25 protein-coding genes are annotated in these 24,857 nt (G+C 49.5%); 6 read left to right on the top strand and 19 right to left on the bottom strand.

The genetic code is table 11. From position 1 onward, the window contains the following. The first annotated feature begins 234 nt into the window (after positions 1–234). Positions 235–879 (top strand): urease subunit gamma, encoded by a 645-nt coding sequence (gene ureA, locus MHH82_RS15175; RefSeq protein WP_015735187.1) that lies wholly within the window; start codon positions 235–237, stop codon positions 877–879. Continuing rightward, on the top strand, positions 876–2,588 hold the full coding sequence (ureC, locus tag MHH82_RS15170; RefSeq protein ID WP_015735186.1) for an urease subunit alpha: 1,713 nt from the start codon (positions 876–878) through the stop codon (positions 2,586–2,588). The genes ureA and ureC overlap by 4 nt, the downstream gene beginning before the upstream one ends. A gap of 101 nt (positions 2,589–2,689) precedes the next feature. On the opposite strand, the gene MHH82_RS15165 is transcribed toward ureC, so the two are convergent. Next, positions 2,690–3,790, bottom strand: coding sequence for an acyl-CoA dehydrogenase (locus tag MHH82_RS15165; RefSeq protein ID WP_340966533.1), 1,101 nt, complete (start codon positions 3,788–3,790; stop codon positions 2,690–2,692). 58 nt (positions 3,791–3,848) lie between these two features. Further along, complete coding sequence (locus MHH82_RS15160) at positions 3,849–5,660, bottom strand: DUF3658 domain-containing protein (protein WP_340966531.1); 1,812 nt, start codon at positions 5,658–5,660, stop codon at positions 3,849–3,851. Positions 5,661–5,854: 194 nt separating this feature from the next. On the opposite strand from MHH82_RS15160, the gene MHH82_RS15155 reads away from it, so the two are divergent. Further along, positions 5,855–7,159 (top strand): glycosyltransferase family 2 protein, encoded by a 1,305-nt coding sequence (locus MHH82_RS15155; RefSeq protein WP_340966529.1) that lies wholly within the window; start codon positions 5,855–5,857, stop codon positions 7,157–7,159. Positions 7,160–7,195: 36 nt separating this feature from the next. Here MHH82_RS15155 and MHH82_RS15150 read toward each other — a convergent pair whose 3' ends face one another. Together MHH82_RS15150 and MHH82_RS15145 are read right to left on the bottom strand one after the other, a co-directional pair. Continuing rightward, positions 7,196–7,396 carry a hypothetical protein gene (locus MHH82_RS15150; protein WP_015735182.1) on the bottom strand — a complete coding sequence of 67 codons (201 nt, stop codon included), beginning with the start codon at positions 7,394–7,396 and terminating at the stop codon, positions 7,196–7,198. Positions 7,397–7,420: 24 nt separating this feature from the next. Further along, positions 7,421–7,819, bottom strand: coding sequence for a hypothetical protein (locus tag MHH82_RS15145; RefSeq protein ID WP_340966527.1), 399 nt, complete (start codon positions 7,817–7,819; stop codon positions 7,421–7,423). A 253-nt stretch (positions 7,820–8,072) separates the two neighbouring features. On the opposite strand from MHH82_RS15145, the gene MHH82_RS15140 reads away from it, so the two are divergent. After that, positions 8,073–10,673, top strand: a complete 2,601-nt coding sequence (locus tag MHH82_RS15140; protein WP_340966526.1) for a glycosyltransferase — start codon at positions 8,073–8,075, stop codon at positions 10,671–10,673. Between the two features lie 83 nt (positions 10,674–10,756). Here MHH82_RS15140 and MHH82_RS15135 read toward each other — a convergent pair whose 3' ends face one another. The 13 genes from MHH82_RS15135 to MHH82_RS15075 all read right to left on the bottom strand — a co-directional run bounded on the left by MHH82_RS15135 (position 10,757) and on the right by MHH82_RS15075 (position 20,710). After that, positions 10,757–11,521, bottom strand: coding sequence for a glycosyltransferase (locus MHH82_RS15135; RefSeq protein WP_340966524.1), 765 nt, complete (start codon positions 11,519–11,521; stop codon positions 10,757–10,759). 35 nt (positions 11,522–11,556) lie between these two features. Then, a complete protein-coding gene (locus tag MHH82_RS15130; RefSeq protein WP_145036264.1) occupies positions 11,557–12,240 on the bottom strand; it encodes a galactosyltransferase-related protein in 684 nt (227 codons plus the stop codon). Positions 12,241–12,271: 31 nt separating this feature from the next. Beyond that, positions 12,272–13,216 carry a glycosyltransferase gene (locus MHH82_RS15125; protein ID WP_145036262.1) on the bottom strand — a complete coding sequence of 315 codons (945 nt, stop codon included), beginning with the start codon at positions 13,214–13,216 and terminating at the stop codon, positions 12,272–12,274. A 313-nt stretch (positions 13,217–13,529) separates the two neighbouring features. After that, positions 13,530–14,039, bottom strand: a complete 510-nt coding sequence (locus MHH82_RS15120) for an NUDIX hydrolase (RefSeq protein ID WP_145036258.1) — start codon at positions 14,037–14,039, stop codon at positions 13,530–13,532. A gap of 31 nt (positions 14,040–14,070) precedes the next feature. After that, positions 14,071–14,604, bottom strand: coding sequence for a GNAT family N-acetyltransferase (locus tag MHH82_RS15115; RefSeq protein ID WP_340966517.1), 534 nt, complete (start codon positions 14,602–14,604; stop codon positions 14,071–14,073). 131 nt (positions 14,605–14,735) lie between these two features. Then, entirely contained in the window at positions 14,736–15,638 is a 903-nt protein-coding gene (locus MHH82_RS15110; protein WP_015735174.1) for a metal ABC transporter permease, read from the bottom strand. Next, the gene (locus tag MHH82_RS15105) at positions 15,635–16,573 is read right to left on the bottom strand and encodes a metal ABC transporter permease (protein ID WP_036663098.1); all 939 of its coding nucleotides are present in this window, start codon (positions 16,571–16,573) and stop codon (positions 15,635–15,637) included. The genes MHH82_RS15110 and MHH82_RS15105 overlap by 4 nt, the downstream gene beginning before the upstream one ends. Before the next feature lie 3 nt (positions 16,574–16,576). After that, complete coding sequence (locus MHH82_RS15100) at positions 16,577–17,305, bottom strand: metal ABC transporter ATP-binding protein (protein WP_015735172.1); 729 nt, start codon at positions 17,303–17,305, stop codon at positions 16,577–16,579. 1 nt (position 17,306) lies between these two features. Beyond that, positions 17,307–18,278 (bottom strand): metal ABC transporter solute-binding protein, Zn/Mn family, encoded by a 972-nt coding sequence (locus MHH82_RS15095; protein ID WP_015735171.1) that lies wholly within the window; start codon positions 18,276–18,278, stop codon positions 17,307–17,309. A gap of 380 nt (positions 18,279–18,658) precedes the next feature. Beyond that, a complete protein-coding gene (locus MHH82_RS15090; protein ID WP_015735170.1) occupies positions 18,659–19,255 on the bottom strand; it encodes an AAA family ATPase in 597 nt (198 codons plus the stop codon). A gap of 63 nt (positions 19,256–19,318) precedes the next feature. After that, positions 19,319–19,744: a GNAT family N-acetyltransferase gene (locus MHH82_RS15085; RefSeq protein ID WP_036663621.1), complete on the bottom strand. Its 426-nt coding sequence runs from the start codon at positions 19,742–19,744 to the stop codon at positions 19,319–19,321. Positions 19,745–19,754: 10 nt separating this feature from the next. Further along, positions 19,755–20,147 carry a VOC family protein gene (locus tag MHH82_RS15080; protein ID WP_340966512.1) on the bottom strand — a complete coding sequence of 131 codons (393 nt, stop codon included), beginning with the start codon at positions 20,145–20,147 and terminating at the stop codon, positions 19,755–19,757. Positions 20,148–20,227: 80 nt separating this feature from the next. Continuing rightward, a complete protein-coding gene (locus tag MHH82_RS15075) occupies positions 20,228–20,710 on the bottom strand; it encodes a GNAT family N-acetyltransferase (RefSeq protein ID WP_340966510.1) in 483 nt (160 codons plus the stop codon). A gap of 209 nt (positions 20,711–20,919) precedes the next feature. Between MHH82_RS15075 and MHH82_RS15070 the strand changes: the two genes are divergently transcribed. Further along, entirely contained in the window at positions 20,920–22,044 is a 1,125-nt protein-coding gene (locus MHH82_RS15070) for a DUF4261 domain-containing protein (protein ID WP_015735166.1), read from the top strand. Positions 22,045–22,286: 242 nt separating this feature from the next. After that, positions 22,287–23,243 (top strand): tyrosine-type recombinase/integrase, encoded by a 957-nt coding sequence (locus tag MHH82_RS15065; protein WP_340966508.1) that lies wholly within the window; start codon positions 22,287–22,289, stop codon positions 23,241–23,243. Positions 23,244–23,396: 153 nt separating this feature from the next. Here MHH82_RS15065 and yedF read toward each other — a convergent pair whose 3' ends face one another. Then, complete coding sequence (gene yedF, locus MHH82_RS15060) at positions 23,397–23,624, bottom strand: sulfurtransferase-like selenium metabolism protein YedF (protein ID WP_015735163.1); 228 nt, start codon at positions 23,622–23,624, stop codon at positions 23,397–23,399. Then, positions 23,614–24,768, bottom strand: coding sequence for a selenium metabolism membrane protein YedE/FdhT (gene yedE, locus MHH82_RS15055; protein ID WP_340969979.1), 1,155 nt, complete (start codon positions 24,766–24,768; stop codon positions 23,614–23,616). The genes yedF and yedE overlap by 11 nt, the downstream gene beginning before the upstream one ends. Between the last annotated feature and the right edge of the window lie 89 nt (positions 24,769–24,857).

The following is a 24,857-nucleotide window of genomic DNA, read 5'->3' as shown; positions in this document are numbered from 1 at the left end:
ACTTGGAAAGACCCCAATCGGGGTCTTTTTGTTGCCTAAAGAAATCGATTCCTTATGAGGTTTCGATAAAACTCGTGAGCTTAATGTTATGTATCATGACATTAATATTGACTATTTCTTTGTATAATGCTACATTTATCCAAAATAAACACCATTACGCAGCATGTCAGTCGATACCTAGCCTCATTTATGTTATGAATATTAACACATCTGAATGCAAAAGGAGTGGCTAAGATGCATTTAACTTACCAGGAAAGAGACAAATTAATGCTTTTTGTGGCAATGGAATTAGCGCAAAAACGATTAGCCCGCGGGTTGAAATTAAACTACCCGGAAGCGGCCGCACTCATTTCGGGTTTTGTTGTCGAAGGTGCTCGTGATGGTAAGTCCGTAGCCGAATTAATGGAGGAAGCCCGCCATGTGCTGTCGGCGGATCAAGTGATGGACGGCGTCGCCCAACTCCTCAGGGAAGTTCAAGTCGAAGCTACCTTTGTGGATGGCACCAAGCTGGTCAGCGTTCATGACCCGATTCAAGGCGCTCCGTCCTCTTCCGGCATTGTTGCAGGTGAATACGACCTGCGAGACGAGCCGATTCAGCTGGTGCCGGACCGGCCCCGCATTACGCGTGAGGTTACAAATAGCGGCGACCGTCCGATTCAAGTAGGATCGCACTTCCATTTTTACGAATGCAATCCCGCCTTGTTATTCGACCGGAACGGAACGCAAGGATACAGGCTCGATATCGCCTCCGGTTTATCGGCAAGATTCGAGCCCGGGGAAATCACGAAGGTGACGCTTGTTCAAATTGGCGGGAGCCAGGAAATTCATGGTTTTGCAGGTCTGACGAACGGAAAAACCAATGGGATGGTGAGCTTATGACAACAATCGACCGCGCGACCTATGCCAGCATGTATGGACCTACGACAGGGGATCGGGTAAGGCTTGCCGACACCTCCCTCTGGCTTGAGATAGAGAAGGATTATACCGTTTATGGGGATGAATGCGTCTTCGGCGGCGGTAAAGTGATACGTGACGGCATGGGACAGCATCCGCTCGCGACCCGAGCGGAAGGGGCACTGGATCTGGTCATTACGAATGCCATCATTGTGGATACCTGGGGAATCGTGAAAGCGGACATCGGGATTAAGGACGGGTACATCAGCGGCATCGGAAAAGCAGGTAATCCGCTTATGATGGATGGTGTCACCGACGGCATGATCATCGGCGTGGGCACGGAAGTCATCTCCGGAGAGAACTTGATCGTAACGGCCGGCGGCGTGGATTCGCATGTGCATTTCATCAGTCCGCAGCAAGTCGAAATCGCGCTCCAGAGCGGGATCACTACATTCGTTGGCGGAGGCACCGGTCCCGCAACGGGCACATTGGCAACCAATTGTACGTCGGGGGTATGGAATCTGCAGCGAATGCTGCAAGCGACCGATGCGCTGCCGATCAATATGGTATTTCTGGGACGAGGAAACAGCAGTCGTCCGGAAGCGCTGGCCGAACAAGTCCATGCCGGGGCGGCTGGACTCAAAATCCACGAAGATTGGGGCAGCACGCCCTACGTTATCGACAAGTGCCTGAGCGTTGCCGAAGAACTGGATGTGCAGGTCAACATCCATACCGACACGTTGAACGAAGCCGGTTATGTTGAAGACAGCCTGCGCTCCTTTAACGACCGGGCGATTCATACCTACCATACCGAAGGTGCGGGAGGCGGTCATGCACCGGATCTGCTGCGGGTTGCCTCCATGCCGAATGTCCTCCCCTCCTCGACCAGTCCAACCATGCCATATACAGTGAATACGGTTGACGAGCATCTGGATATGCTGATGATCTGCCATCATCTGGATCCGCGTATTCCCGAGGATGTTGCCTTCGCCGCGTCACGGATTCGTGCGGAGACGATCGGGGCGGAAGATATTTTGCATGACATCGGGGCGATCAGCATGACCAGTTCCGATTCGCAGGCAATGGGACGGGTTGGTGAGGTCGCTATCCGTACATGGCAAACGGCCGACAAAATGAAACAGCAGCGCGGTCCGCTCGGGCCGGATTCCAAATCTGACAATTTCCGCATCAAGCGCTATATCGCCAAATATACCATTAACCCGGCCATGACCCATGGGATATCCGATTATGTCGGTTCCGTCGAGGTAGGAAAAATGGCCGATCTCGTACTTTGGAAACCGGCCTTCTTCGGAGCTAAACCGGAGATCGTGCTGAAGAGCGGCATGATTGTCCATGCCGTCATGGGAGATCCCAACGCTTCCATCGCTACACCGCAGCCGTATATGTATCGGCCGATGTTCGGCAGCTATGGCGGCGCTCAGGCAGCGCTAAGCGCCACCTTCGTTTCCCAAGCCTCCCTGCAATTAGGGACGCTGGATCCATTAGGATTGCGTAAGCAGCTCCTGCCTGTAAGGAACTGCCGAACCGTAAGAAAGGCGGATCTTGTCCACAATGGGGAGACGCCGGAAATCATGGTCGATCCGGCGACCTATGCCGTAACCGTTAACGGCGAGAAGCTGACAAGCGCCCCATCGTCTCATCTGCCGTTATCCCAGCGCTATTTCCTGGTATAATGGCCAAAGATCCATGCAAGCGTAATTAAGGATCCCTCTTATAATCCACATTTAAACGAACAACCATGAGCAGCTCGGCTTGCCGCTCATGGTTGTTCGTTTTATTCATAGCTTCTCAGCAGTGCATGCGAGCATGCCGTCTGAAGATCCCTCCAGCAGCGATTGATTTCGGAATCTTCCATGGCAGCAGATAAACCGAACAGCGGAAACAGCTGCTGGCCGCAGAATAACGCAGCTTGGGCTGTTTCGATGCTTTGGGCCGTTACATGTGCCTCCGTGGCATCCGATAAGGCACCGTTAGCCATCAGCTCTGCCCACGACGCTTCTACCCACTTATAAAAATCAGCGATCGATAGATGCAATGCCGATTTATTCTCATTCAGCTTGCCGATCACATGGGAGGAACTCCCCCGCTTGACCGCAAGCGATTCCGCAGCTTCAAGGAAATGCTCCGCGATCCCGACTGCAACACCGGCAAAGGATACTTGAGCAAACGGAAGGAATGGATAGCGATAAATCGGCTCGTTCTTATACCCTTTCGTTTCCGTAAGCGAGAATGTCATCTCATACGGAACGAATGCCTCTACAGCGGATATGGTGTGGCTCCCTGTTGCCCGAAGGCCAAAGGCGTTCCAATCCTGCTGGATTTCGATCTGGTCAGGATTCATGATAAAGGACCGGATCTCGGGTTCGCCCTGATCTGCAGTCGGCTCGCCAGGGGCATCTTGTAGCGTGGAACCCTTTCCAACAACTGCGTTGGCCGTAAAGGTCGTGGCATAAGTAGACCCGCTGCAATACTTCCAGCTGCCAGTCACGATATAACCGCCGTCCACCTGTCTGGCGGCACCTGTCGGCATGCCGCTGCCTGCAATCACCGCTTCGCGGCGCGCAAACACCCGGCGGCTGATATCCCGGCTCATCAGTGCGGCAAAGAATCCTCCGCCTGCTCCAATCGCAACCAGCCATCCCAGGTTGCCGTCGATGCGGGCACTTTCTTGGAAGAAACGCGTTGCATCCGGCAGAGGGGTCATCCTTCCTTCCAGCTCGTCGGGAACAAACAGGTGAAACAAACGATGATCATATATGGTTTTCAGCACGTCGGGAGTTACTTGTCTATGCTTGTCCATCCCAAGCGCTTGTTCTCTTATGGTTTGAATCTCTTGCTCCGTAAATACCATGTCTCCACCGCTTTCCGTGATCATTTCTCTTTCAGAATGATCGTCTGCTCTTTATGAAATCATAATCTATGAATTTATTAATCTATTCTTTAGGAGCCGTTTCATCGATCTGAATTAACGCCTTTTCAAGGGAGCGCATCAAAGACACTCGTTGTATCCTATGATCCTCATAAGTGCTCAACAGGTGATCGATTTCAGTTTGCATGCTGCCCTTTATGGCATCCGAGCCGAACAATTCAGACAATCCTAGGCTTTCTGCATCTAACTGCCGCAATTCCTCCATGAAGCCTGTCTCCGTAAGATTCATTTCCATCATCTCACTTAACAGCGACTTCAGCTTCGCAGCCTTAGCCAGGCGTTGTTCATGACTCCACCGCTCCTTTGGACTCGATGTATCCACAAGCGAGACGCTATAGTGCCGCATGGCATCCAACTCGCCGGAGTAAGCTAAAGCACCTCTCTGAATCAGATGACGTATGCGGTACTCGATGAAAAAGTCGGAAACGGTTAATTCCCCCTGTCCGATGACCTCGCCAATAACCCGAGCGGATTTCTTGAAGAATCCATGCCTGGCTTCAAGGCGGTATACGCTTTTCAGGATTTCTTCATCGTAGTAAGATTCTGGAACGGTACACAGCATATCACCTTGAAGCACCCGAAGGAACCCGCCTTCGCTCAAAAGGCGCTCCCAGTCTGCGCGATAGCCAGCCTGCTCTTGCAGCGACAATGGGACCGGCTCGGCTGCGTCCAGAACATGCTGAAGCTGATTCGCGTTCATTTCAAATGTTCCTTTGAACCATTGATTTGGATTTTGCTGATGAAGCACGCTTGTCGCATTCACCAATCTCACCTCAGAATGGTCCGGCATTAAGGACAGCAGTCTTCGCAGGCCCAGCTGTTCCGCCGCGGAATCGCCAGCCCAGATCAGGCATGGGGTCTCTTTCATCTGCTGAGGCCAGGTTAGCCACGCGAACGCTGCCTGCAGCATCGTTAATTTCCTGTCTTCCGCATGCGCGGCGCTATAACGTTCCTCAAACCACTGCTTTCGGGCGGAGAACGAACGGGCGAAAGCATGATCGTTTGGAAGCGGTCCGGCCATGAGATTATCGCCTAATGTCACTACGATTTCACCGGGTTTCGACAGCAGCATGATCCTAAGCGATCCTGCCGTCGACTCATCAAAGGCAATATGGATTCGCGATACGTTTCCGCGATGAATCGGCGATTCCCACAGGTAGGCTTCATTCCCCATCGCCCATTCTTTATCGAACGCCTCTAGGAAGAGCTCAAGACTTTGATGCTTACCATCTGCAAGCAGCTTGGCCGATTCGGTATTCATCCGGTCCTTCAGCTTCAAGAGCTTTTCAGAGAAATGGTTAATGGCTGTGCTCTTTCCCTTTCGATATTCCTCCAGGGTCATATGCTCGCGGAGTGGAACAGACGGATCGTACATACTCTGTCCTTTCCATCCGGAATATGCGAAAGTACGAGCGATTCCGATAACCCCCATCGCATCAAGCCGATCCGCATCCTGGACAATTTGGCCTTCCAGCGTTTGCATAGCACTCCCTGTTCCGCCTGAGAATGACATCGTACCGATGATCCCCAGCACATGCTCCTGATCAGATGCTTCTACGCCGGCTTGTTTCAACCAATGGCGAACCCGTTCGTAACCTGCTTCTTTTGATTCGTTCAATTTCTCGTCGGCTACGTCATGGAGGACTGCCGATAACTCACATATGTATGCGTTGGCGCCTTCAAGATGAGCCAGTATCCGGGCGATGCGGGTGACACGCTGAACGTGCCACCAGTCGTGGCCGCTTGCATCCCCTTCGTGTACGGCGCGAGCAAAGTCTTGGGCTTGCCGAATGATATGACTCTGGGTCGATTTCATTTGATTCTACATCTCCTATCCCAGGTTCCGGTCTATAAGCTCTATTATTCCCGATTTACCTAAACGCCGCAACATGGAGTAAGTTATCGGCATTTGTATCCCCCATGCAAATGGGGGCATATGATAAACAGAACTGTGTTGATGACCCATTACAACCGTATAGAGTCACCTTCGGTTAGGATACAGAAAGGAACATGACGGCCATGCTGGTGTTTATTCTACCTGGATCATATCCTCATTTAAGCGAGAATACCGTATCCTCGGTTTTGCGTGTTTTTTCAAATGCCCGTCCTATCGTGATTCAAAACGAACAGGAGTCTGCAGCAATAATGAACGAAGCGCTGTCCGATAACCTGAATACGCCATGGTTCATGACGCTCTGTGCCGGAGATACTGTACAGCCTATGGCGAAGAAAGAAATCGAACGATGGCTGCAAACTTACGCTGACGGCTCCGCTGGCTTTATACTGACTTCCGCAACCAAAACAGACCAGCCAATAGTATTTCACAAAAGACCTGTTCCAAACTTCTATACTCCCCGCGGCCCCCTGTTATGGCGTACGAGCATCGTGATGAATGGACAGACACCGGGTTTTTCGAGCAATGATCAGCTGCCGTTCCAGAAATACGTGTTGATCGATAAGCAGATCCAGCTAACCAGCCACTATGAATGGAAGGAAGTAGATTCTGAGGGGATCTTATACCATCATCGCGCTGCCCCTCCCTGGATGAAGGAAGCAGAGGAATGGAACGCAATCTCTCCGCTTCTTCATGCTCCATCCCGCGTTCAGACTATCAATGAAAAACAAATCCCTCCTATAGTTACCATTGCGCTGTGCACATTTAACGATGGTGAATACTTGCCGTGGGCTATTCGCTCCGTATTGTCACAGACGATCACAGCTTGGGAGCTGATCATAGTTGATGATCATTCAAGTGATGATACTCCAAGCATCCTGGCGGGATTACCGGCAGATAAGCGTATAAATAAAGTGAGACTACATCAAAATCTGGGTAAGGCTCATGCCCTGAACATAGCGCTTCAAATGGCAAGGGGGGCCTGGTTTCTTGAGCTGGATGCCGATGATTGGCTGTCACCAGATATTCTGAAAGTTTTTCTGCAAGAAGCTAAGAAGGAGCCGAATGTTGGTGTACTATATGCGAATCATTTTGAATGGGTCGAGCGTTTGAATAAACAGCTCCTTTACCAGGGGGTCCGAACCGGACCTTCCCATTTGTCCGCGGAGCGACTCCTCGTAGAAGCTATGGCAGTAGCCCCAAGAATGTTCAATATCTCTGTAATCAAGCAGCTAGGAGGATGGAACACCTCGGTTCCATTCGAAGGACGTCTATACGAAGATATCGAGATGTTATCCAAGGTTTCAAGCTTCCATCCGGTTTACATTCCTCAACCGCTATATCATAGAAGAATAAGGAGCTCAAGCATGACGCATCGGCATCTTAATCACTATGAGAAATGGAAGAACTCGATATTTTGAAATAGTTATTGCAAAGTTCCTCATCTCAAATAATGACTACGGAAGTATGCGAACCAATGATATATTATTGTTGATGATGGTGACCTGCCTTGAGGACGGCAAATAGTTTGAGCTTACAACCTGAACTGTGATCAACCCGCCTGCTGCCGATAATAGCTGTCCTTGAAGGAACTGATTGGCCTGGATAACCTCTACTGTCCGTCCGAGGAAAGTTGCCAGTATCTCCGAAAAATCCATCCATTCTTACCTCCCTGATCCACATTATTCAATAGATAAAACACTGCTCAACGGTATTATGGCAATACTTCCGTTAGGCTCCGAGATTTGAATATAATTTTCCCCAATGGACACCAATGAACCGAAAATCGAACCTGCCGGAGTTTCGATGGTTATTCGAGTATTCAGACGCGAACTTAAATAAGCAATGACATTATTCCAATCCGCATAGCCATAATCCTCCACTTGCTTCTGAAGAGCGTTTACCCGTATGGTAAGTCGTCTGAGCTGTAATTTGATTTGAGATATGCTATGAATCAATCTCCGGCGCAACCGATTTAGCTTGCTCAGAACCGTTATCGGCTTTTTAGCACGCTTATGTTTTCTCTTGCCAACAATGAATTTGCAATCTTTTGGTTGGCTTCGGTTCCAGTATCTCCTCACACTAGCTGCCTCCCTCCGTATAGTCACTGGTACAATATGTATAAATCCGTCCAATGGAAACCGGAATAGCTAAAGATAAGAAAAGGGCCTACAACTAGAAGTCTGTTTGAATTGTTGCAAGATCATTCAACGCGTAAACCATACCTACCCAATTTGATAATTCGAATGCCGGATGGTGTTCTACCCATACAGATACATGGGGTGATACATACTTTGTTAAAGAGACAATCACACACGAGAGAGGAGGCTACTCTTGAATAAAATCACGAACAACCGGCGCAGATCTTCTACGAATCGCACGAGTCCCCGTCAGATAAAGCTTCGGAAATCGAACTATAAATGGATCAAAAAGAAACGGTCAGTTCAGCCGGTACCTCCGATTTCCCTATCACATACAACTCATCAACAATCCGTCACCCCTATTGAATCCGAAGCTGCCCATGCCCCTGCTGCGCCCCAGGGAAGGGGGATTATCGCACCCGGGATAACGCCGTTATACGACATTATTCGTTTTCCCGTCATTGATTGGCAATTCAGATGGCAGCGTCCGCAGCAATTATCCGAACAGTTCGCTCAACAGGGGCATCGTGTCTTCTATGTAACGACGGAGATCATCGGTTTGCGCAAGGAAGAGGCTTCCAAAGAAGAGGTAGGACGTTTTGTCTCGATTAAGAACATCGATCGAAACGTATGGCTCGTTACTTTGTGCGCGCTTAAACCTCTAAATCTATATAAAGACGAGATGAGCAGCTGGGATATCCAGTACCTAAAATGGTCTATTGAGCACGTACGAGACAAATTCGGGATATCCCAAGCGGTATCGATTGTCGATTTACCGTTCTGGACCCCGCTTGTCACGGCCATGGAGCAACATCATATCGTGTATGATTGCATGGATCATCATGCGGGTTTCTCGACAAATGATCCTGCCATGCTCGATCAGGAGGAACGCCTGCTTCGGGAGGCCAGGCTTGTCGTAACGTCCTCACAGCATTTGTACGATTGGGCTATTGAACATAATCCATCCACGGTGCTTATCCGCAATGCCGCTGATATCTCTCATTTCTTAAAACCGCCTGAACAATCGTTGACGGAGCTGAAGTCCATAAAGCAGCCGATTATCGGTTATTACGGGGCGATATCCGACTGGTTCGATATACGACTGATCGAAACAGTGGCCAGAAACAGACCGGAATGGACATTCGTTCTGATCGGACACACCTTTGGTTGTGATACCACTGACGTCGAGATGCTGGACAACGTCATACTTTTGGGCGAGAAGTCCTATCACGAGCTGCCTATCTATTTACATCGATTCCAAGTTGCGTTAATTCCTTTCATGAAGAATACGCTCACCAAGGCTACAAATCCTGTCAAACTATACGAATATCTCGCGGCTGGAAAACCAGTCGTATCTACCGATCTGCCAGAGGTTGAAGCCGTTGCTTCCGATATGGTCTCCATTGCAGATACGCCGGATAAATTCGAACAGGCGATTCATGAAGCACTTCAGGAATCCGGTACCGAGCAGATCAAACGAAGGCAAGAATTCGCCCGTCACAATAACTGGGTTCAAAGATACCAGGTTCTGAACGACTATATCACCCAGCATCTGTTCCCTAAGGTTAGCGTCATTATTGTCGTTCACAATAAATGGTCTTACACCGAGCAATGTCTCCGCAGTTTACTGCAAAAGGGACATTATCCAAACCTGGAAGTTGTTATCGTCGATAATGCCTCGACGGATCAAACTTCTTTCCACCTTAAAGCTCTTAACAACCCGCTAGTTAAAGTTATTTCGTCTCCGGAAAATCTTGGTTTTTCCGCAGGGAACACACTCGGATGCCTGGAATCAACAGGTGAGTATATGATCCTGCTTAACAACGATACGCTTGTACCTGATGGCAGCTGGATTACCCGATTGCTCCGGCCATTTCACGAAGACCCGCAAATCGGAATGACGGGCCCGATGTCCAATTATGTGGGTAATGATCAAGCGTTGGATCATTTCATCGGCGACGCGGTATACGGTGCCGATGTTCGTTGGTTGCATGATTTCTATGAGCTGTACCATGAGAAAATCAGATATACCGATTTGCTTGGATTCTTCTGTGTTGCCATGAAGCGTAGTGTATGGGATAAGGTTGGTTCCCTTGATCCGGCCTATGGAATTGGCATGTTCGAGGATGATGATTACTGTGAACGGGTACGCAATGCAGGTTACCGTCTGGCTATCGTCGAGGATGCTTTTGTATATCATTACGGCAGTGCCACCATTAAAGAGCTGAAGCCCCAAGCATACGATTCGTTGTGGGAAAAGAACAAGGCATACTACGAGCAGAAATGGAACAAAACCTGGAGATTACCGAAAGGTCCTCACAGCCTGTTTCATTTGGCGGATCATCCGCAGGAAATCGCCAATCGGATTCATGTGACAGGGAAGAAGTTCGCTTTGGTTCTGGGTGATAAAGTATGGGATGCCCATTCCAAACGCTGGCAGAAAATCGTCATGGGAATGACGGAGGATGAGAACTTGTATGTCATCGTATATGCGCATGAATACCACGGCAACCCGATAATCGGAACTCGCAAGGTGGGTCCAAGACTGTATTTCACAAACCGGATCGATTTATTCTCTCAAGTCACATTTGATCATGTAATATACTGCGGTTCAACCGATGTTTACCCCTACCTGCGTTCCGACCATTTTGTAGCGGATTCGCTTTGTTATCATGATCATCGGCTCAAAGCTCTTCAATCCAACTTGCCCGATATCAAGGTGTTTGGGGATGCTCTTGTGACTCATACCCTACGTAATGTCATGTCTCTTACAAGGGATATATCGACCGTATAGTATAAAATGGAACTCCCTAAATAACTGGAGAATAAAAGCCCATCCATGCTTCTGAAGTTCGTTCAGAAGCATGGTTAGGGCGTTTAATTTGAATGAGACTCTTTTTCCATTTTCTTTAAGTAACGCCGAATGACTTCTGGATGACGACCTTGAAAGGGAGTTGTGGTTATCTCGTATTCCGAATGCTTAAAACTCCAATCTGGCACGCCTTCGTTTTCCAGTAAATTAACGTCTTTTCTCCGGTTGTCATTAAATTTGATCTTACGTCCCAAAGCATAATGATAATGGTATATAAACACATCGCTTCGCCCTCTTGGAATACTCCATATGCTCTGCCCTTCTGCCGCCTCAAGCGTGCAATGATGCTTCTCATCACGATAACGAATCCCTTTATTCGCCCTCCACATTCTCGTTATATCATTGGACCATCGCTCATCCCCTGGGCTATTCACTCGAATGGTCCACGGATCTCCCCAAAAATTGACGAACGGGAACTGATATATATCCACGTCCGCGTTGGCCATAAGCTCCGGCAGTGCTTGTTGAAAACGATCATCCATCAATTCATCGATATCCAGATTCATAATCCATTCTCCTTGAGCTTGATCGATCAGGAAATTTCGTACTTGGGATTCATTCCAATCATCGGTGTAAGGCATTCCATTCTGCTGCAAACGAAACAACCGGATTGGATAACGATCCTGCAGGCGCTCAATATGCTTCAAAGTGCCATCTGTGCTTCCTCCATCTACAATAATGATTTCATGAGCAAAACGGCTCACGCTTTCGATATATAAGGGGACGAACGTTTCTTCATTCAAAACCGGTACAATGACCGACAGCTTCATGGAATATCCTCTCCTTCCTGTTCTGGCCCTTACGCTTAACCTCTGCGGATCAGTTTGCGCATAGACTGAACATCCCCCCTTGCCTCCTTGTATTGTTTGTACAAGGCATAGTTGGTTTCATAATGGGGATTGCCTTCAGGACCAACAAACGGGTGCCAGAAGTGCACCATTTCTCCGTCCAATCGAACGTGGGTACCGATAAGGGTGTCCATTGCGTATGCGAAGGCCTCATCCTCCCCGCCCCAGCCGATAAACCGTTCATCATATCCCCCCACCGCATCAAACGCATTTCGTTTTAATGCATTCAACCCTCCCAGATAATAAGCGCTGTTCTCATCTCTATTTCCCAGTATCGTTGGGATCGGCCAATCCGCTGTTTGAGACAGGATCATTTGCGAGATGTCCTCCGGCAGCCGTAAAATACGACTGAACGGGATAACCCATTGACGGTCATTCACGTAAGATATCGTTTCCAGCACGAGGTTGGGATCATATACAATATCACAGTCGGCAATCATGAAGACATCTCTGGTTGCTTGGCGGGCTGCGCGGTTAATGGCTTTCGACCTGCTGAATGGATTACCGGAGACCTCACCGATGCATACTTCTATGCCCGGCATCGTCCGTGAGTAGAAATCCAGCGCCCACCTGAGCGCAGCATCCCTCGGCCCGCCATGATCCGACTGGTAGGGAATCAGAACGGAAACTTGGTCAAACATCTTTTTCTTCCTCCTCACCTGCAGAGCTTGACTAAATTTGAAACAAAACGCGGAGCCATCGGCTCATCGCATGGTCGATCCTCCAACCTGACTCTATATGACTCCTGCACCTTAACCCGATTTCTCGAAGTTCATCCGTCCGACTTCTCCAATGGTTAATCTTGTGTATAAAATCTTCGGGAGAGTCACTATCCAATATCAGTCCATGGGCAGCCGGGTGTGCTGCATCTTTTGCATTACCGACATTCGTGGAAAGAACGGGGACCCCGCAAGCATACGCTTCCAGCACAGTAGCCCCGCTTCCTTCATTGGCTCCCGTGTTCAACAACAAGTTCAACTTATGATAAAAACCCGGCATGCTTTCGTAAGTGTGAGCTCCAGAAGTTTCGATAAAAGCGATTCCTTCGTCACTCTTGAAATGCTCTTTAATCCGCATATACAAAGTATTGTAGTTTTTAGAGGTTTTCGAGGGATCACCGGCCCAGCCGATCACGAATGGAGCATTGTCTATTCGAGCTATAGGCAATGGCTGAAACAATTGGTCATCCACGAAATGACCGATATACTCCACAGATGTATTTGGTGCTATGGCCTGCAAGATGGAGGCCAGTCTCCGATTTATAGCGCCTAGCTTTCCGATTCTAGGAATGACCAGCCTGAGAAAGTCAGGATCGGGAACGAGTTCATCCTTCCATTCCCTATAGGTTTCATAGTGCTTACTGAAGTAATAATAGGAGACGGCTGCCGCTGAATCGATGCGGATATTCTTGAAAACGCAATAAGCCGCAATGCCAAGACACATGGCGGATATGTGATCATATTGGTGATTCAACTCTCCACTGCTTTTGTGTTCAAGATAGAGATCCAATTCGCTCATAGACATGAGGTCCAACGATGGATGATATTGCTGAATAACCTTGGCATTCTTACCCAGGATCCACCAGGGCACGTCATAGATCAGCAAGTGCCTTCCCATAATGTCGACCTCCTTATCCGCTCGTAATAGAGTATATTCGACTCCTCCCCGACAAGTTTGCAAGTCCATGCAAAATGATGAATACGTCCATCATTAACAATAAAAAGCTGCCCATGGCGTAGAATGAAACCTACACTAAAGGCAGCCGTATAATTCCAATGAATTTGACTGATAACTAAACTTTTTTATCGATAATATGTTTATTGGCACGGATCTCTTGAATTTCTTTTCTCAATGCTCTCATCTCTTGAAGCATGGCATCCATTCTAATGATGAAATCTCTACAAAATCCATTTAGTCAAAAACCTCCGTATTATGATGGCTGAATGAATTCCTTAAGCAAGCCCTGCATCATGGCAAAAATCAGTTCGGAATCCTGCAGCTTATTCTCCTTTATCCCGCGCCAGCAGTCCGTGACGCTCATACGTACCACGTCAATGCGCTCGTATCCCTCGAGCAGCTGGCCGGATTGGCTTGTTACCTCATCGGTATAATAGACATGGGCGATCTCGTTGCACCTCCAGGACGCCGGGTACAGCTTGCCTAGGTAGTGAAGCTTACCGCAGATGAAGCCTGTTTCCTCCAGCATTTCACGTCGAGCCGCCGATTCCAGGTCCTCTTCCTCGCCTACGCCGCCGCCAGGCAGCTGAATAACGTAATCATCCACGGCCGCTCGGTATTGACGGATCAGCAGCAGCTGATCGCCATCCTTTGCCAGAACAACAACGGACACATAATTTTCCTTGGTATAATACACTTTGCCTGACGTTTCCTCGTAAATCGATATTCCGTTATGGCGGATCAATAACTCGCTATTTACCATACGGGCAGGTGCTCCTTTTCAAGACGGTTGGTCACTTCCTCCCGTCGAATTCTTCTTTCAGGATGGAGAATAAATAGGAATCATGATAACGGCCCTTAAACCATAAGTGCTGCCGTAGATGCCCCTCCTGCTTCATTCCGATGTGACGCATGACGCTGGCAGATCCGACGTTTCCCGGCCGACAAGTGGCATAGATCCGGTTGACTCCCAGTTCCTCGAAGCCGAAGCGGCACATGACCCTAGCGGCCTCGGTAGCATAACCCTGCCGCCAATAAGCAGGATTCAGACAGTATCCAAGCTCTGCATTCGTATCGGATCGATGAAGCCCCACGCCTCCGATCAAGTGGCCGCTATTCTTTAATACGATCGCCAGCTCGTAGCTGTCACGGGGGCTCTGCTCTATCATTCGGCGGATTTCCTCTACATACTTCCATGTATCTTCTTCCGTATTGGGTCCCCACATCGTATACTCGGTCACTCTTGGATCTGAAGCATAGGCATGAATACTCCCAAAATCCTCTTCCCGGAAATCGCGGATCGTCAGTCTAGGGGACTCTAACTGCATAGGTACCTCACTCCTTCATGAAGCCTCCGGCACAGGCGGAGGTTATTTTTTCCAATTATACCACGCTGTATGTCGCAGATAAAAAAAGAAGCCGGGCTGCCTATCACCCTAGCTTCTTTCAATATCTCACATTAAGAAATTCCTTCCAGTTTCTTCTCCCTGTCATGCGTTTTGAACTTATGAATATAACGGGAAAGCACGCCATGTCGCGGAGAGGACAGAAAGCTGATGATAAATACGATTCCGGTTGCGAAGGCCATGGATCCCGAAATGGAGGTGTCCAGCCATACCGCGATATAATAGCCCATAAATGCCGATATGACGCCAAAGGCCCCGCTTAGCGCCAGCATGATGGAAAGTTTATCGGTCCATAGATAAGCAGCCGCGGCAGGCGTTATTAACATAGCCACCACCATGATCGCCCCCACGGCATCAAAGGATGCCACCGTTGTGATGGAGACGAGCGACATGAACACATAATGCATAAGCACGACGGGAATGCCGATGCTGGCCGCAAGTGCCGGATCAAAGGAGGTAATCTTCCATTCTTTATAGAATGCCAGGATCACGATAAGCACGACCAAGAGAACGGCTGCCAGCATAAAGGTCGCTTTCGGTACCTCGCCTAGAAGCGGAACGTGCATCACATCCCATGGCACAAACGTGATTTCGCCCATGAGCGCATGCTTTGTATCCAGATGGGCGTTGCCAACCTGGGTCGCAATCAGGATGACGCCGATGGCAAACAAGGTTGTAAAAACAACGCCGATGGATGCGTCCTGCTGTACGCCCCGGGAATGAAACCATTGAACCAGTACCGCCGTCAGCAGGCCGGCTATGATCGCACCGACCAGCATATGCGGACCGCTGAGTTCTCGGGTGACGATAAACGCCGTGACGATGCCGAGCAGCACGGTGTGGCTGATGGCATCGGCCATCATCGCCATTCGGCGCAGAATCAGGAACACGCCGACGATGCCGCAGGACAATCCGACGAGCGAGGCTGTGAGTAAGATCCATGCGGTATAAGTCATTGATTGCTCCCCCTCTCGGAAATCCGGGGACCAAGAACGGTTTGACTGCCCGCGTCCCTATGCTCTTTTTTCTGGGAGCGGAGCTGCAGAGCCTGAATCAGAAGACCCTTCTCTGCGCCGAAGACCAGAGAGATCGTGAACAACACGGAGGAAGCTACAACGATGAAGGGCCCTGTAGGCCATCCTTTTCCCAGAGTGCTCACGAGTGTACCGACAAACCCGGCGCCGCCTCCAAATACCGCCGACAGAATGACCATCATTTTGAAGGATTGAGTCCAATATCTTGCGCTGACCGACGGAATGATCAGCATGGCCGCCATCAATATGACGCCGACGGCCTGAATGCCGATGACGATGACGAGAACGAGCACTCCCATATAGAGGGTATTCATCAGTCTGCTGTTCAGCCCTAACCCCCGGGCAAAATCGGGATCAAACAGAAATAGCTTCCATTCTTTAAAACCAATCGAGACAACGAGAATGACCAGAACAGCCAGGATTAGCATCGTAACCACATCCTTGCGAACCATGGATGCCGCCTGCCCGAAAATAAAGTTATCCAGTCCGCTTTGATTCCCGCCGCCCGTACGGTTCACGATCGTCAGCAGCATAATGCCCAAACCGAAAAACACGGATAGAATCATGCCCATCGCCGTATCCTCTTTAATGCGGCTGGAAGTCCGAATCCACTGGATCATCCAGGCCCCGATTAAAGCGCTGGCGGCTGCCCCGAGAATCATGACCAGCAGGTTCTTGCTTCCCGTCAAAGCGAATGCGATCACGACACCCGGCAGCGCCGCGTGAGACAATGCATCGCTCATCAGGCTTTGCCGCTTCCAATAGGCAAGACAGCCGATCATGCCGGCTGCCATGCCCAGGATTAACGTGCTTAACAGTACCCATTGTGTGTTCGGCGACAATAATGAATTGAGCATGCTTTACGCCTCCTTCATCCAGCGAAGCGAACCGCCGTATGCGCGGTAAACTTGATCCTTCGTGAAGACGTCTTCAGTCTTCCCGTGCGCAATGACCGTACGGTTCAACAGCAGCACATGGTCGAAATAATCTTCAACCGTCTGCAGATCATGATGGACCACCATCACGGTTTTGCCCGCCGTTTTCAGATCCTTCAGGGTTGTCATAATCGCCCGCTCGGTTGCGGCATCGACTCCAGCTAACGGCTCATCCATGAAATAGAGATCGGCATCCTGAACGAGCGCCCTTGCGAGAAATACGCGCTGCTGCTGTCCGCCGGAGAGCTGACTGATCTGCCGGTCGGCAAAGTCTGCCATGCCCATCTGATCAAGCGATGCCATCGCCTTTTCCTTGTGGCTCTTGTTTGGCCGTTTCAGCCACCCCACCCGTCCGTATAAACCCATCATGACGACATCCAACGCATCGGTCGGGAAATCCCAGTCCACGGACCCCCGCTGCGGCACATAGCCGACGCGGGTTTTCGTTTGGCTTAAGCTGGACCCGAAGAAGGAAACATTCCCCGACAGCTTCGGATGAAGCTCCAGCATGACCTTCAGCAAGGTGGATTTGCCTGCGCCGTTCGGCCCGACAATGCTGGTTAGCGAGCCCTGCTCGACGTTGAAGGACACGTTGTGAAGCACTTTATTTTTTCGATACGATGCATGGAGATCTTGAACTTTAAGTACAGACATCTTATTCACCACTTCCTGTTAGCGCATGATAGATTGTTTCGACATTATGACGGTACATTCCGATATAAGTGCCTTCCGTCGTACCCGTCTCGCCCATGGCATCGGAGAAGAGCTCGCCTCCAAGCTTAATGTCCAGCCCTTTCTTGGCAGCTCCTTCAATGACGGCATTGATCGATGCCGGGTTGACGCTGGATTCGACGAACACGGCAGGCACCTTGTGTTCCAGCAGTAGGTCGATCGTGCCGTTAATATCCGAGAGGCCGATTTCATCCTCAGTGCTCAGGCCTTGAAGGCCGACGACTTCCAGACCATGCATACGGCCGAAATACCCAAAGGCATCATGAGCGGTAACCATGACCCGCTGCTCTTCCGGTATTTGCCCCAGCTTATCCTTCGCCTCCGCTTTCAGCTCATCCAATTGCGCAAAATACTTCTGCTTGTTCTCTTCAAAATAGTCGGCATCGGCGGGAGACAGCGACTTTAGCTCTTCCACTGCAGAGTCCAAGGAGGTCTTCCATAGATCGATATCAAACCATACGTGGGGATCGGTCGCCTGCGTGTCATCCTGAAGCAACCGATCCTTCGGGATGGCGTCCGCTATCGCCAGCACGGGTTTGTTTTTTCCGATCTGTTCGAAGATTTCCGTCATATTGCCTTCCAAATGAAGTCCGCTATAGAAAATAACATCCCCGCTATCCAACTTCTTGATATCGCCTTGTGTGGCATTATATAAATGCGGATCGACGCCAGGTCCCATCAAGCTCTGCACCTCCACCCGATCTCCTCCGATAACGGAGATGGGTTCCGCAATCTGTCCAATGGTGGTTACCACGCGTATTTTCTTGCCTTGCTGCTCGGTTGCCGCTCCGCTCTGCTTCGCTTCTCCCGATGCGCATGCGGATAATACCAGCAACAAACCCAGAATGGCTGCCCCCATGAATATCCTGCCTCTACTAGTCCTCTTGTTCTTCATCTTCTTCTCCTCCACTCCAAATAAATAATGAGTCGACCATTCTAATGTAAATGAAAACCTCGTCCTGCCGTCATACAATTGTTTTGCTTTAATGCAACTTTAATTCCTATGTACAAAAAATAATCCATCTTTAGGTTTTTGTCAATGTTATTTTATAAATTCGTATACTCGGTATCTCAATCCACTTCCTCAAAAGCTTGATTTAATCCATAATATCCGAGCAATCTGGATCTATTTTTCGCATAGGCAAAATATTTGGCTATATTTAAATATTTTAATAGGGTAGGATTGCATTCATGTTCAATGCACAAAAAAAGACGACTTCTCTTCAAGAGAAATCGTCTTCTTTTCCTATTGTTTGATCAATCACAACCCTTGGGTTACCCAAAAAACCGAATGTGCGCAAACTTGGTTTTTAAACGGTCGAATTTCTTCCTGCTATTGCTGCGGTTATCGGGCAATAGCTTCACATCGGCCAAAGCACCGATGGTTTCTACCACCTCGTCGATTGACAGATGATCGGTATCGATATGACGCTGGAACACTTCATTCGAGAAACCGCTCATGCACCGATCGATTTGCTGCGCTGCCCACGAATTCGGACCTTCTCCTCGGCTCCGCAATCGTCTTAGCAGGACTTCCTTGGAAGCACACAACGTGAAATGCCGGACAACAACGCCATCCCGTCTCAGGTTCCCAACGATTTCATCGAAATATGACGCGTTTGATATGGTCATCGGAGCAATGATCAATTGATCGGATTCCTGGTCCATATACTTAAACATGGAGTAGTTAAACTCCCTCCACATCGGATAATGCTGAAAATCATCGCGTGTGGCATCCTTCGGAAGATTATCGCGAATGAAATAACCTGCATTTTCCGGATCGTACACGCACGAGTTCGGTATTCTTCGCTGCAGCTCATGCGCAGCCTGGGTTTTGCCCGAGCCGAATGCGCCGTTCACCCAAATAATCATAGATGAAAGAACCCCTTCCTTATCAGGGTTTTGCTTGTATCAAATGTCGTCTCTTATGTAAAATTATGCTTTTCTCAGAAAGTCCGGCAATCGAGTCAATGTTTTTCCGTGATCGCGGACAAATCCATATTGTTCGTATAGACCATGAGCATCCCGCGTCGACAAGATGCCGAATAAATTTCGGTAGTCATCGCTGGTGGTAATCGTTTCGATTAACTTCTTTCCTATGCCATGCCCACGATAAGACTCATCCACAAATACATCGCATAACCAATACACGGTTGCGTCGTCGGTCACGACCCTGGCAAATCCGATCTGCCGGTTGTCGATATAGGCGCCAAAACATGTTGATCCCTCTAGCGATTTCTTAATTTTTTCATCGGAGCGTTCGTTAGCCCAATAGCTTTGACGCAAAAAATGTACAATGGCGTCCATATCCAGGAGGGAAGGGTCGCTGCTTATCAAAATCCGCTTCAGATCGATGTCCATCATCACACCGTCAGTTCCTTTTACCGGAGCCAAATGCAATCACGTAATTGTCCGGATCCTTGATCGCAAAATCCTTCCACACGCCCCAGTCTGCTTCCATGAGCACAGGCTCTTGTACCACTTCTGCCCCGCGAGAGGTTAGTTCTTCATACAACTCCTCTAATTCGCGGTGCGTATCCACATAGGCGTACGTATCCCAAGGCGTCTGTTGATCCTGGCCTGGCGGATTCGGGTTAACGTCCGTCATCGTTGCCGCCTGAATCAGTTTGAAACCGAGCGCAAAATCATCCCTGACCGCCCAAACATCGTTCACTTCACAACCGAGCACCTCTTCATAAAACTGCTTGGATCGGGAAAGATCGGATACCAATCGAACTTGAACTGAGAATTGAATCCTGCTCATAAGATCATCTCCGGCTACTTTTCCTTCCATAATACAATCGTCCGACTCGCTTAACAAGAACTTTTCGTAAGTGCTGAATGCTAAGAATAAAATTCGATGGCAGGGTTGCCTGCATACGTGGTTTCCGAAAATTCGCCCGCCTTATATTCCGAGATGATCGTTGTCCAGAAGTTTTGCGCCGGCAGATTTTTTTCCAGCCAAGCGATGCTCCACTTCCCCCTGAACCATTCGAATACTTGGAATGCCGCCTGTTTGCCGATACCCCGCTTGCGGTATTTCTTAAGAATAAAAAATTCTGCCATGGAGTAACCGGGAGCTGAAAGATCTGATGCTTCGATTCCCCTTACCAACAGAAATCCGGCAAGCTTCCCGGATACTTTGACAAAGTAAGGGTGGCGTCCCTCCTCGGTCCAGTAATGGTCTACATACTTATAATCGTAAAGACCGTTCTCGTTAACGTCATTATCGCTGTCATCCTCATACGGACTCATATCGTATTGATATAACTCCATGAGGCTTCGCAATACGCTCTTCTGTTCATATGAAATCCTTGCAAGTTTCACATTCTCACCTCTCATGCCATCTCAGGCATTTTTTAATTTTAACGACTATTCCACATTCTATGTAACCATCCTGCCAGTTATATGTGAAGACGGCAATGGTCATACCATCTTCTGTTCATAGACTAGCAATTTCCATCTATTGCCGAGCCATTCAATAGCTAGTAAAATATAACAGTTAATATATCACACATAGTTAAGGAGAGAAACCCATGACGACAGTCCAACAGCAAGCGGCCAAGCGAGCCATGATCGAATGGCTGGCAAATGAACGAGAGCTTGGACATAAGCCCAGCAAAATCGAATTAGCCGGAGAATTCAATCTCCATGGCATGCATTACTACATATTCAAATATAAGAAATCCATGCTTGGTAAATGGCTGGTTGGCGTGTGCGGCGGTTATGGACATGCCTCGGACACCGAGCATTGCGGTCATGTATTCAGTGAGATGCAGCCTTATCATCCTGCCACCGCGGAGGAGGAAGCGATATCCATGGTCAATATGATCCGGGAGTATTGGATGCAACAGGCGGCGCAGTATGAATCGTCGGAGAATCCAGAGGATGACGCAGCAGACAACCAAACGTCATCCGGCATATTCAACGGCTTCGTTCTGTTGAACTCGCCAGAATGCGATCTGGAGCAGGTCAAAGCCAATCTTCTGCGCGATTGGAGCATCTCCTGCTCCCCGGAAGACGGCAGCGCCGAAGAGGAGAAGGAAGGTATGCTGGTCTTTGAGGCGGAGGGCTGCATGATTGCAGTCAGCTTCATCAATGCCCCGGTGCCGGATGGCGAGGCTGAGCATTACGCTCAAGGGAACTACCTGTGGCCCGAGGCCGCCGAGGTCACCCAAACCCATGTCGCCCAGCTTATTCTGGCCGTGCTTAAGCGCTCCGCGTCTCCGCTGGATAGCGGAAAAGTGTACGCCAAACTGGCGGCCAGCTGCCTGAAGCTGCCGAATGCCGTCGGGCTCTACTCGTCCGGCACCGTATTTCAGCCTGAGTTCTATATCGATATGGCCGAAACGATGAAGACCGAAGATCTGTTTCCCCTGTTAAATCTCGTATATTTTGGTTTAGTTGGCACCGAAACCGGAATCAACGGATATACCTATGGGCTCAGAGCCTTCGGCAAGGATGAGATCGAGGTGCTGGACAGCCAGGTGACCCCTGCCGAGCTCCGTGAATTCCTGATGGACATTGCTTTATACATCGTGGAGCAGGACGTCACGCTAAGGGACGGGGAAACCATCGGCTTCTCCGCGGAACAGAAACTTCCGATTACCCGCTCCGAGGGCGTGTATCTTCCTGATGACACTCTTAAAATCAAGTACTGAATTTAACGAATCAACTCTCCGACAAAGCACGCCTAGCCATCGATATGGACTTGGCGTGCTTTTTATAATTTTCCACGACTAAGCCTTTGTTGACGGCTTCCACTCCTTGAGGAATTTGAAACTGGCATACGCTGGGCGGCCGCTATCATTTTGCCAAATTGCTCGATTTTGCTATAATAAAATTGCATTAAATCTATATTTAATGCAATTTCTGTTTTAAACGATTGGACGGGTGTGAAGCGATGAACTATACCGAAGTTTTTGAGCACTATGACCGGGAAATGAAGCTGTTTCTCTCCTATATGAAGGATCGCGAATACGCCAAGGATACACAACAGGCCTATCTTCATGATATCAAGCACTTCCTGTACAGCCTTGAGGGGAAATCCATCACGGAAGTCACGGACATTGATGTGATGTATTATCTGACGCAGGTGCGGGAAAGCGGTGCCGGCGCGCGATATCGAAATCGGTGCCAGTCCGCCATCCGTCTCTTCTATAAAGTCATGATCCGTTTCAAATTGGCGAGCACCAATCCTGCCATGGATATCGAAAAAGCCAAGGTGGAGAAGAACCGTCAGCCTACCTATCTTCAAAAGCCGATTCTGGATGCTTGTCTGAATGGAATTGAAGGAAGATATAGAATCCGCGACGTGACCATCATTGCGCTCATGGCTTATGCGGGTCTTCGGGTTAGCGAGATCGTAAAGCTGAATGTAACGGACGTTGATGTGGAGAACTCCAGCATCGGAGTGCTGGGTAAAGGCAATAAATGGAGATACATCCCCCTCCCTGCCGAATTGAACAAGCTGCTGCAAATGTACCTGGAAGAGCGGATGGTTCCCAGAAGCTCAAAGGATAACGCCTTCTTCGTATCGCAGTTTCGGCGCAGAATCAGTAAACGCATGGTGCAGACGATAGCCGAGAAGACGTTTGCGGCAATGACCGAGCAGTTTCCGCAGTTATCCGGGCAATCTCTATCCGCACATAAGTTAAGACACTCCTTTGCCACCGAGCTGCTGCGTAACGGTGCTGATCTGCGTGCTGTGCAGGAGCTCCTCGGACACGAGGATATATCCACCACGCAGATTTATACCCATGTGCTGGATGAGACAAAAGAACGCGCCATGAACAAAATCCGGCCGGCGATCCCCTTCTCTTCTCATCCAAGCCGTAACGAAAGACACGGTTTGCAATGACTCTTCCTGTGACGGGGTCACCGCTCATGTTCTTTCTGCATGTGAAAACAGCAGAAACGATGTTGACAACGGAAGTGACGAATCCCCAGACCCCCATTCACGCGAAAAAGCCCCCTTTCACAAGGGGACTTTTCTGCAAATATGATGATCCTGTTACGCCTGAATGAACAGGCTGAACTCCTGGCCGTTTTTGACCGGTTCCTGTGCCATGGTGTAGCCGTGCTTGACGACTTCCTCCGGCACGTTCCGAAACGCGGACGGACAGTCCGAAATGACCTGAAGCGTTTGGCCTTTTTTCATATCACGCAGCGTTTCGAGTGTATAGATGACCGGGTAAGGACAAGATTCCCCCCGGAGATCCAGTGTAAAATCAACGGACATGGGTTGCATCCCCTTTCTTGAATCCTACGCCGAAGCGGTAGTTTTTTTGCCAGTACGCGGCGACAGCGAATCCGACCCCGAGTACGAGCAGTGTAACCATTAATGCAGCCGCCGGACCCATGGCGGTGATCAGGTTGACAGGCGAGCCGCTCTTCACAAGCAGTTTGTATACCCCCATGTGATCCCAGGCGTATGCTAATGCGGTAGCTCCTACAATGTTCCCGACAAACACAGGCAAGAAGACAACCTGTCCTTCCATCAAACGGTACATCATGCCGGTTTCACAGCCGCCGGCCATGACGATGCCCAGACCGAACAGGAGTCCGCCGATCAAGGTGCTGGGAGCGGCAATTTTCGTAATCGGCTCTAATCCGTACATAAGAATAATGGCCAGCGTAGCGACGGAACTGACGGCCATGCCCAGAGCAATCGCTTTGGTCATCGTGGCCCGGCCGCTGATCCACAGATCACGAAATGCGGAAGTGAAACAGATCTGCCCTCGTTCAATCAGGATGCCGAATGCCGCTCCGAACAGGGCAGCGGTACCTAGCATGGTTCGGCCCGTTGCATAGAAGTAGACAATCAGCGCGAGGTAAGCCAGACCGAGTATAACCCCTAAGAGCGGTTGCCGGTTTTTACCCTGTTTAACGCTCGGCAGGCTGCCTCCCTTTTTCAGCACGGGCTTGCCTTTCCACCATCTTGTGTTGACCAGCTTGGCGCCAAGGAAAGTGCCTGCCCCCGTAGCCACGATGAAGATCCAGGCATGGAGCGAGAACTGAGGCACACCGGTAAAAAAGGCTGCGAGGTTGCAGCCCAGGGCCAGTCGGGCTCCGAAACCCGCGATAATGCCTCCGGCAAACCCCTGTACATACCGCCGCTTCTGTCTCGGCATGCGGATCTTGAAATTACCGCTTAGCAGAATCGTAATCAGGGCTCCGATAAACATGCCCCAGACAATCCAGCCGTCGGTCCGCGTCCAGGTCGTGCCGTTCATATGGACGAGGTCGAAGTACGCCCAGCCGGAAACATCCACCCCCACGAATTCCAGAAGATGCCCGCCCAGACGGGTGAACTCACCGGTTACGGCCCAAACCGTATGGGTGATTCCGAAATAGACTGCGCTGAGAATACCGGCCAGAGCCATTACCAGATAGGGGCTCCAGTAGTTCCCGAACCATGTTGAATATAATTTTTTCACCTTGCTCAATAACTCCTCTACCTCCAAATTCACGA

This window comes from Bacillus sp. FSL K6-6540 (assembly GCF_038007545.1).
This window is presented reverse-complemented; position numbering and strand designations above follow the sequence as displayed.

Bases quoted from the DNA above. Each gene is read 5' to 3' on its own strand.
- MHH82_RS15065 (WP_340966508.1), top strand. From the start codon at position 22,287: ATGAACTATACCGAAGTTTTTGAGCACTATGACCGGGAAATGAAGCTG.
- yedE (WP_340969979.1), bottom strand. From the start codon at position 24,768: ATGGCTCTGGCCGGTATTCTCAGCGCAGTCTATTTCGGAATCACCCAT.
- MHH82_RS15135 (WP_340966524.1), bottom strand. From the start codon at position 11,521: ATGAAGCTGTCGGTCATTGTACCGGTTTTGAATGAAGAAACGTTCGTC.
- MHH82_RS15115 (WP_340966517.1), bottom strand. From the start codon at position 14,604: ATGCAGTTAGAGTCCCCTAGACTGACGATCCGCGATTTCCGGGAAGAG.
- MHH82_RS15120 (WP_145036258.1), bottom strand. From the start codon at position 14,039: ATGGTAAATAGCGAGTTATTGATCCGCCATAACGGAATATCGATTTAC.
- MHH82_RS15095 (WP_015735171.1), bottom strand. From the start codon at position 18,278: ATGAAGAACAAGAGGACTAGTAGAGGCAGGATATTCATGGGGGCAGCC.
- MHH82_RS15160 (WP_340966531.1), bottom strand. From the start codon at position 5,660: ATGAAATCGACCCAGAGTCATATCATTCGGCAAGCCCAAGACTTTGCT.
- yedF (WP_015735163.1), bottom strand. From the start codon at position 23,624: ATGTCCGTTGATTTTACACTGGATCTCCGGGGGGAATCTTGTCCTTAC.
- MHH82_RS15110 (WP_015735174.1), bottom strand. From the start codon at position 15,638: ATGACTTATACCGCATGGATCTTACTCACAGCCTCGCTCGTCGGATTG.
- MHH82_RS15070 (WP_015735166.1), top strand. From the start codon at position 20,920: ATGACGACAGTCCAACAGCAAGCGGCCAAGCGAGCCATGATCGAATGG.
- ureA (WP_015735187.1), top strand. From the start codon at position 235: ATGCATTTAACTTACCAGGAAAGAGACAAATTAATGCTTTTTGTGGCA.
- MHH82_RS15105 (WP_036663098.1), bottom strand. From the start codon at position 16,573: ATGCTCAATTCATTATTGTCGCCGAACACACAATGGGTACTGTTAAGC.
- MHH82_RS15165 (WP_340966533.1), bottom strand. From the start codon at position 3,790: ATGATCACGGAAAGCGGTGGAGACATGGTATTTACGGAGCAAGAGATT.
- MHH82_RS15080 (WP_340966512.1), bottom strand. From the start codon at position 20,147: ATGAGCAGGATTCAATTCTCAGTTCAAGTTCGATTGGTATCCGATCTT.
- ureC (WP_015735186.1), top strand. From the start codon at position 876: ATGACAACAATCGACCGCGCGACCTATGCCAGCATGTATGGACCTACG.
- MHH82_RS15150 (WP_015735182.1), bottom strand. From the start codon at position 7,396: ATGGATTTTTCGGAGATACTGGCAACTTTCCTCGGACGGACAGTAGAG.
- MHH82_RS15090 (WP_015735170.1), bottom strand. From the start codon at position 19,255: ATGATTATTTGGGTGAACGGCGCATTCGGCTCGGGCAAAACCCAGGCT.
- MHH82_RS15125 (WP_145036262.1), bottom strand. From the start codon at position 13,216: ATGGGAAGGCACTTGCTGATCTATGACGTGCCCTGGTGGATCCTGGGT.
- MHH82_RS15085 (WP_036663621.1), bottom strand. From the start codon at position 19,744: ATGGACATCGATCTGAAGCGGATTTTGATAAGCAGCGACCCTTCCCTC.
- MHH82_RS15130 (WP_145036264.1), bottom strand. From the start codon at position 12,240: ATGTTTGACCAAGTTTCCGTTCTGATTCCCTACCAGTCGGATCATGGC.
- MHH82_RS15100 (WP_015735172.1), bottom strand. From the start codon at position 17,305: ATGTCTGTACTTAAAGTTCAAGATCTCCATGCATCGTATCGAAAAAAT.
- MHH82_RS15155 (WP_340966529.1), top strand. From the start codon at position 5,855: ATGACGGCCATGCTGGTGTTTATTCTACCTGGATCATATCCTCATTTA.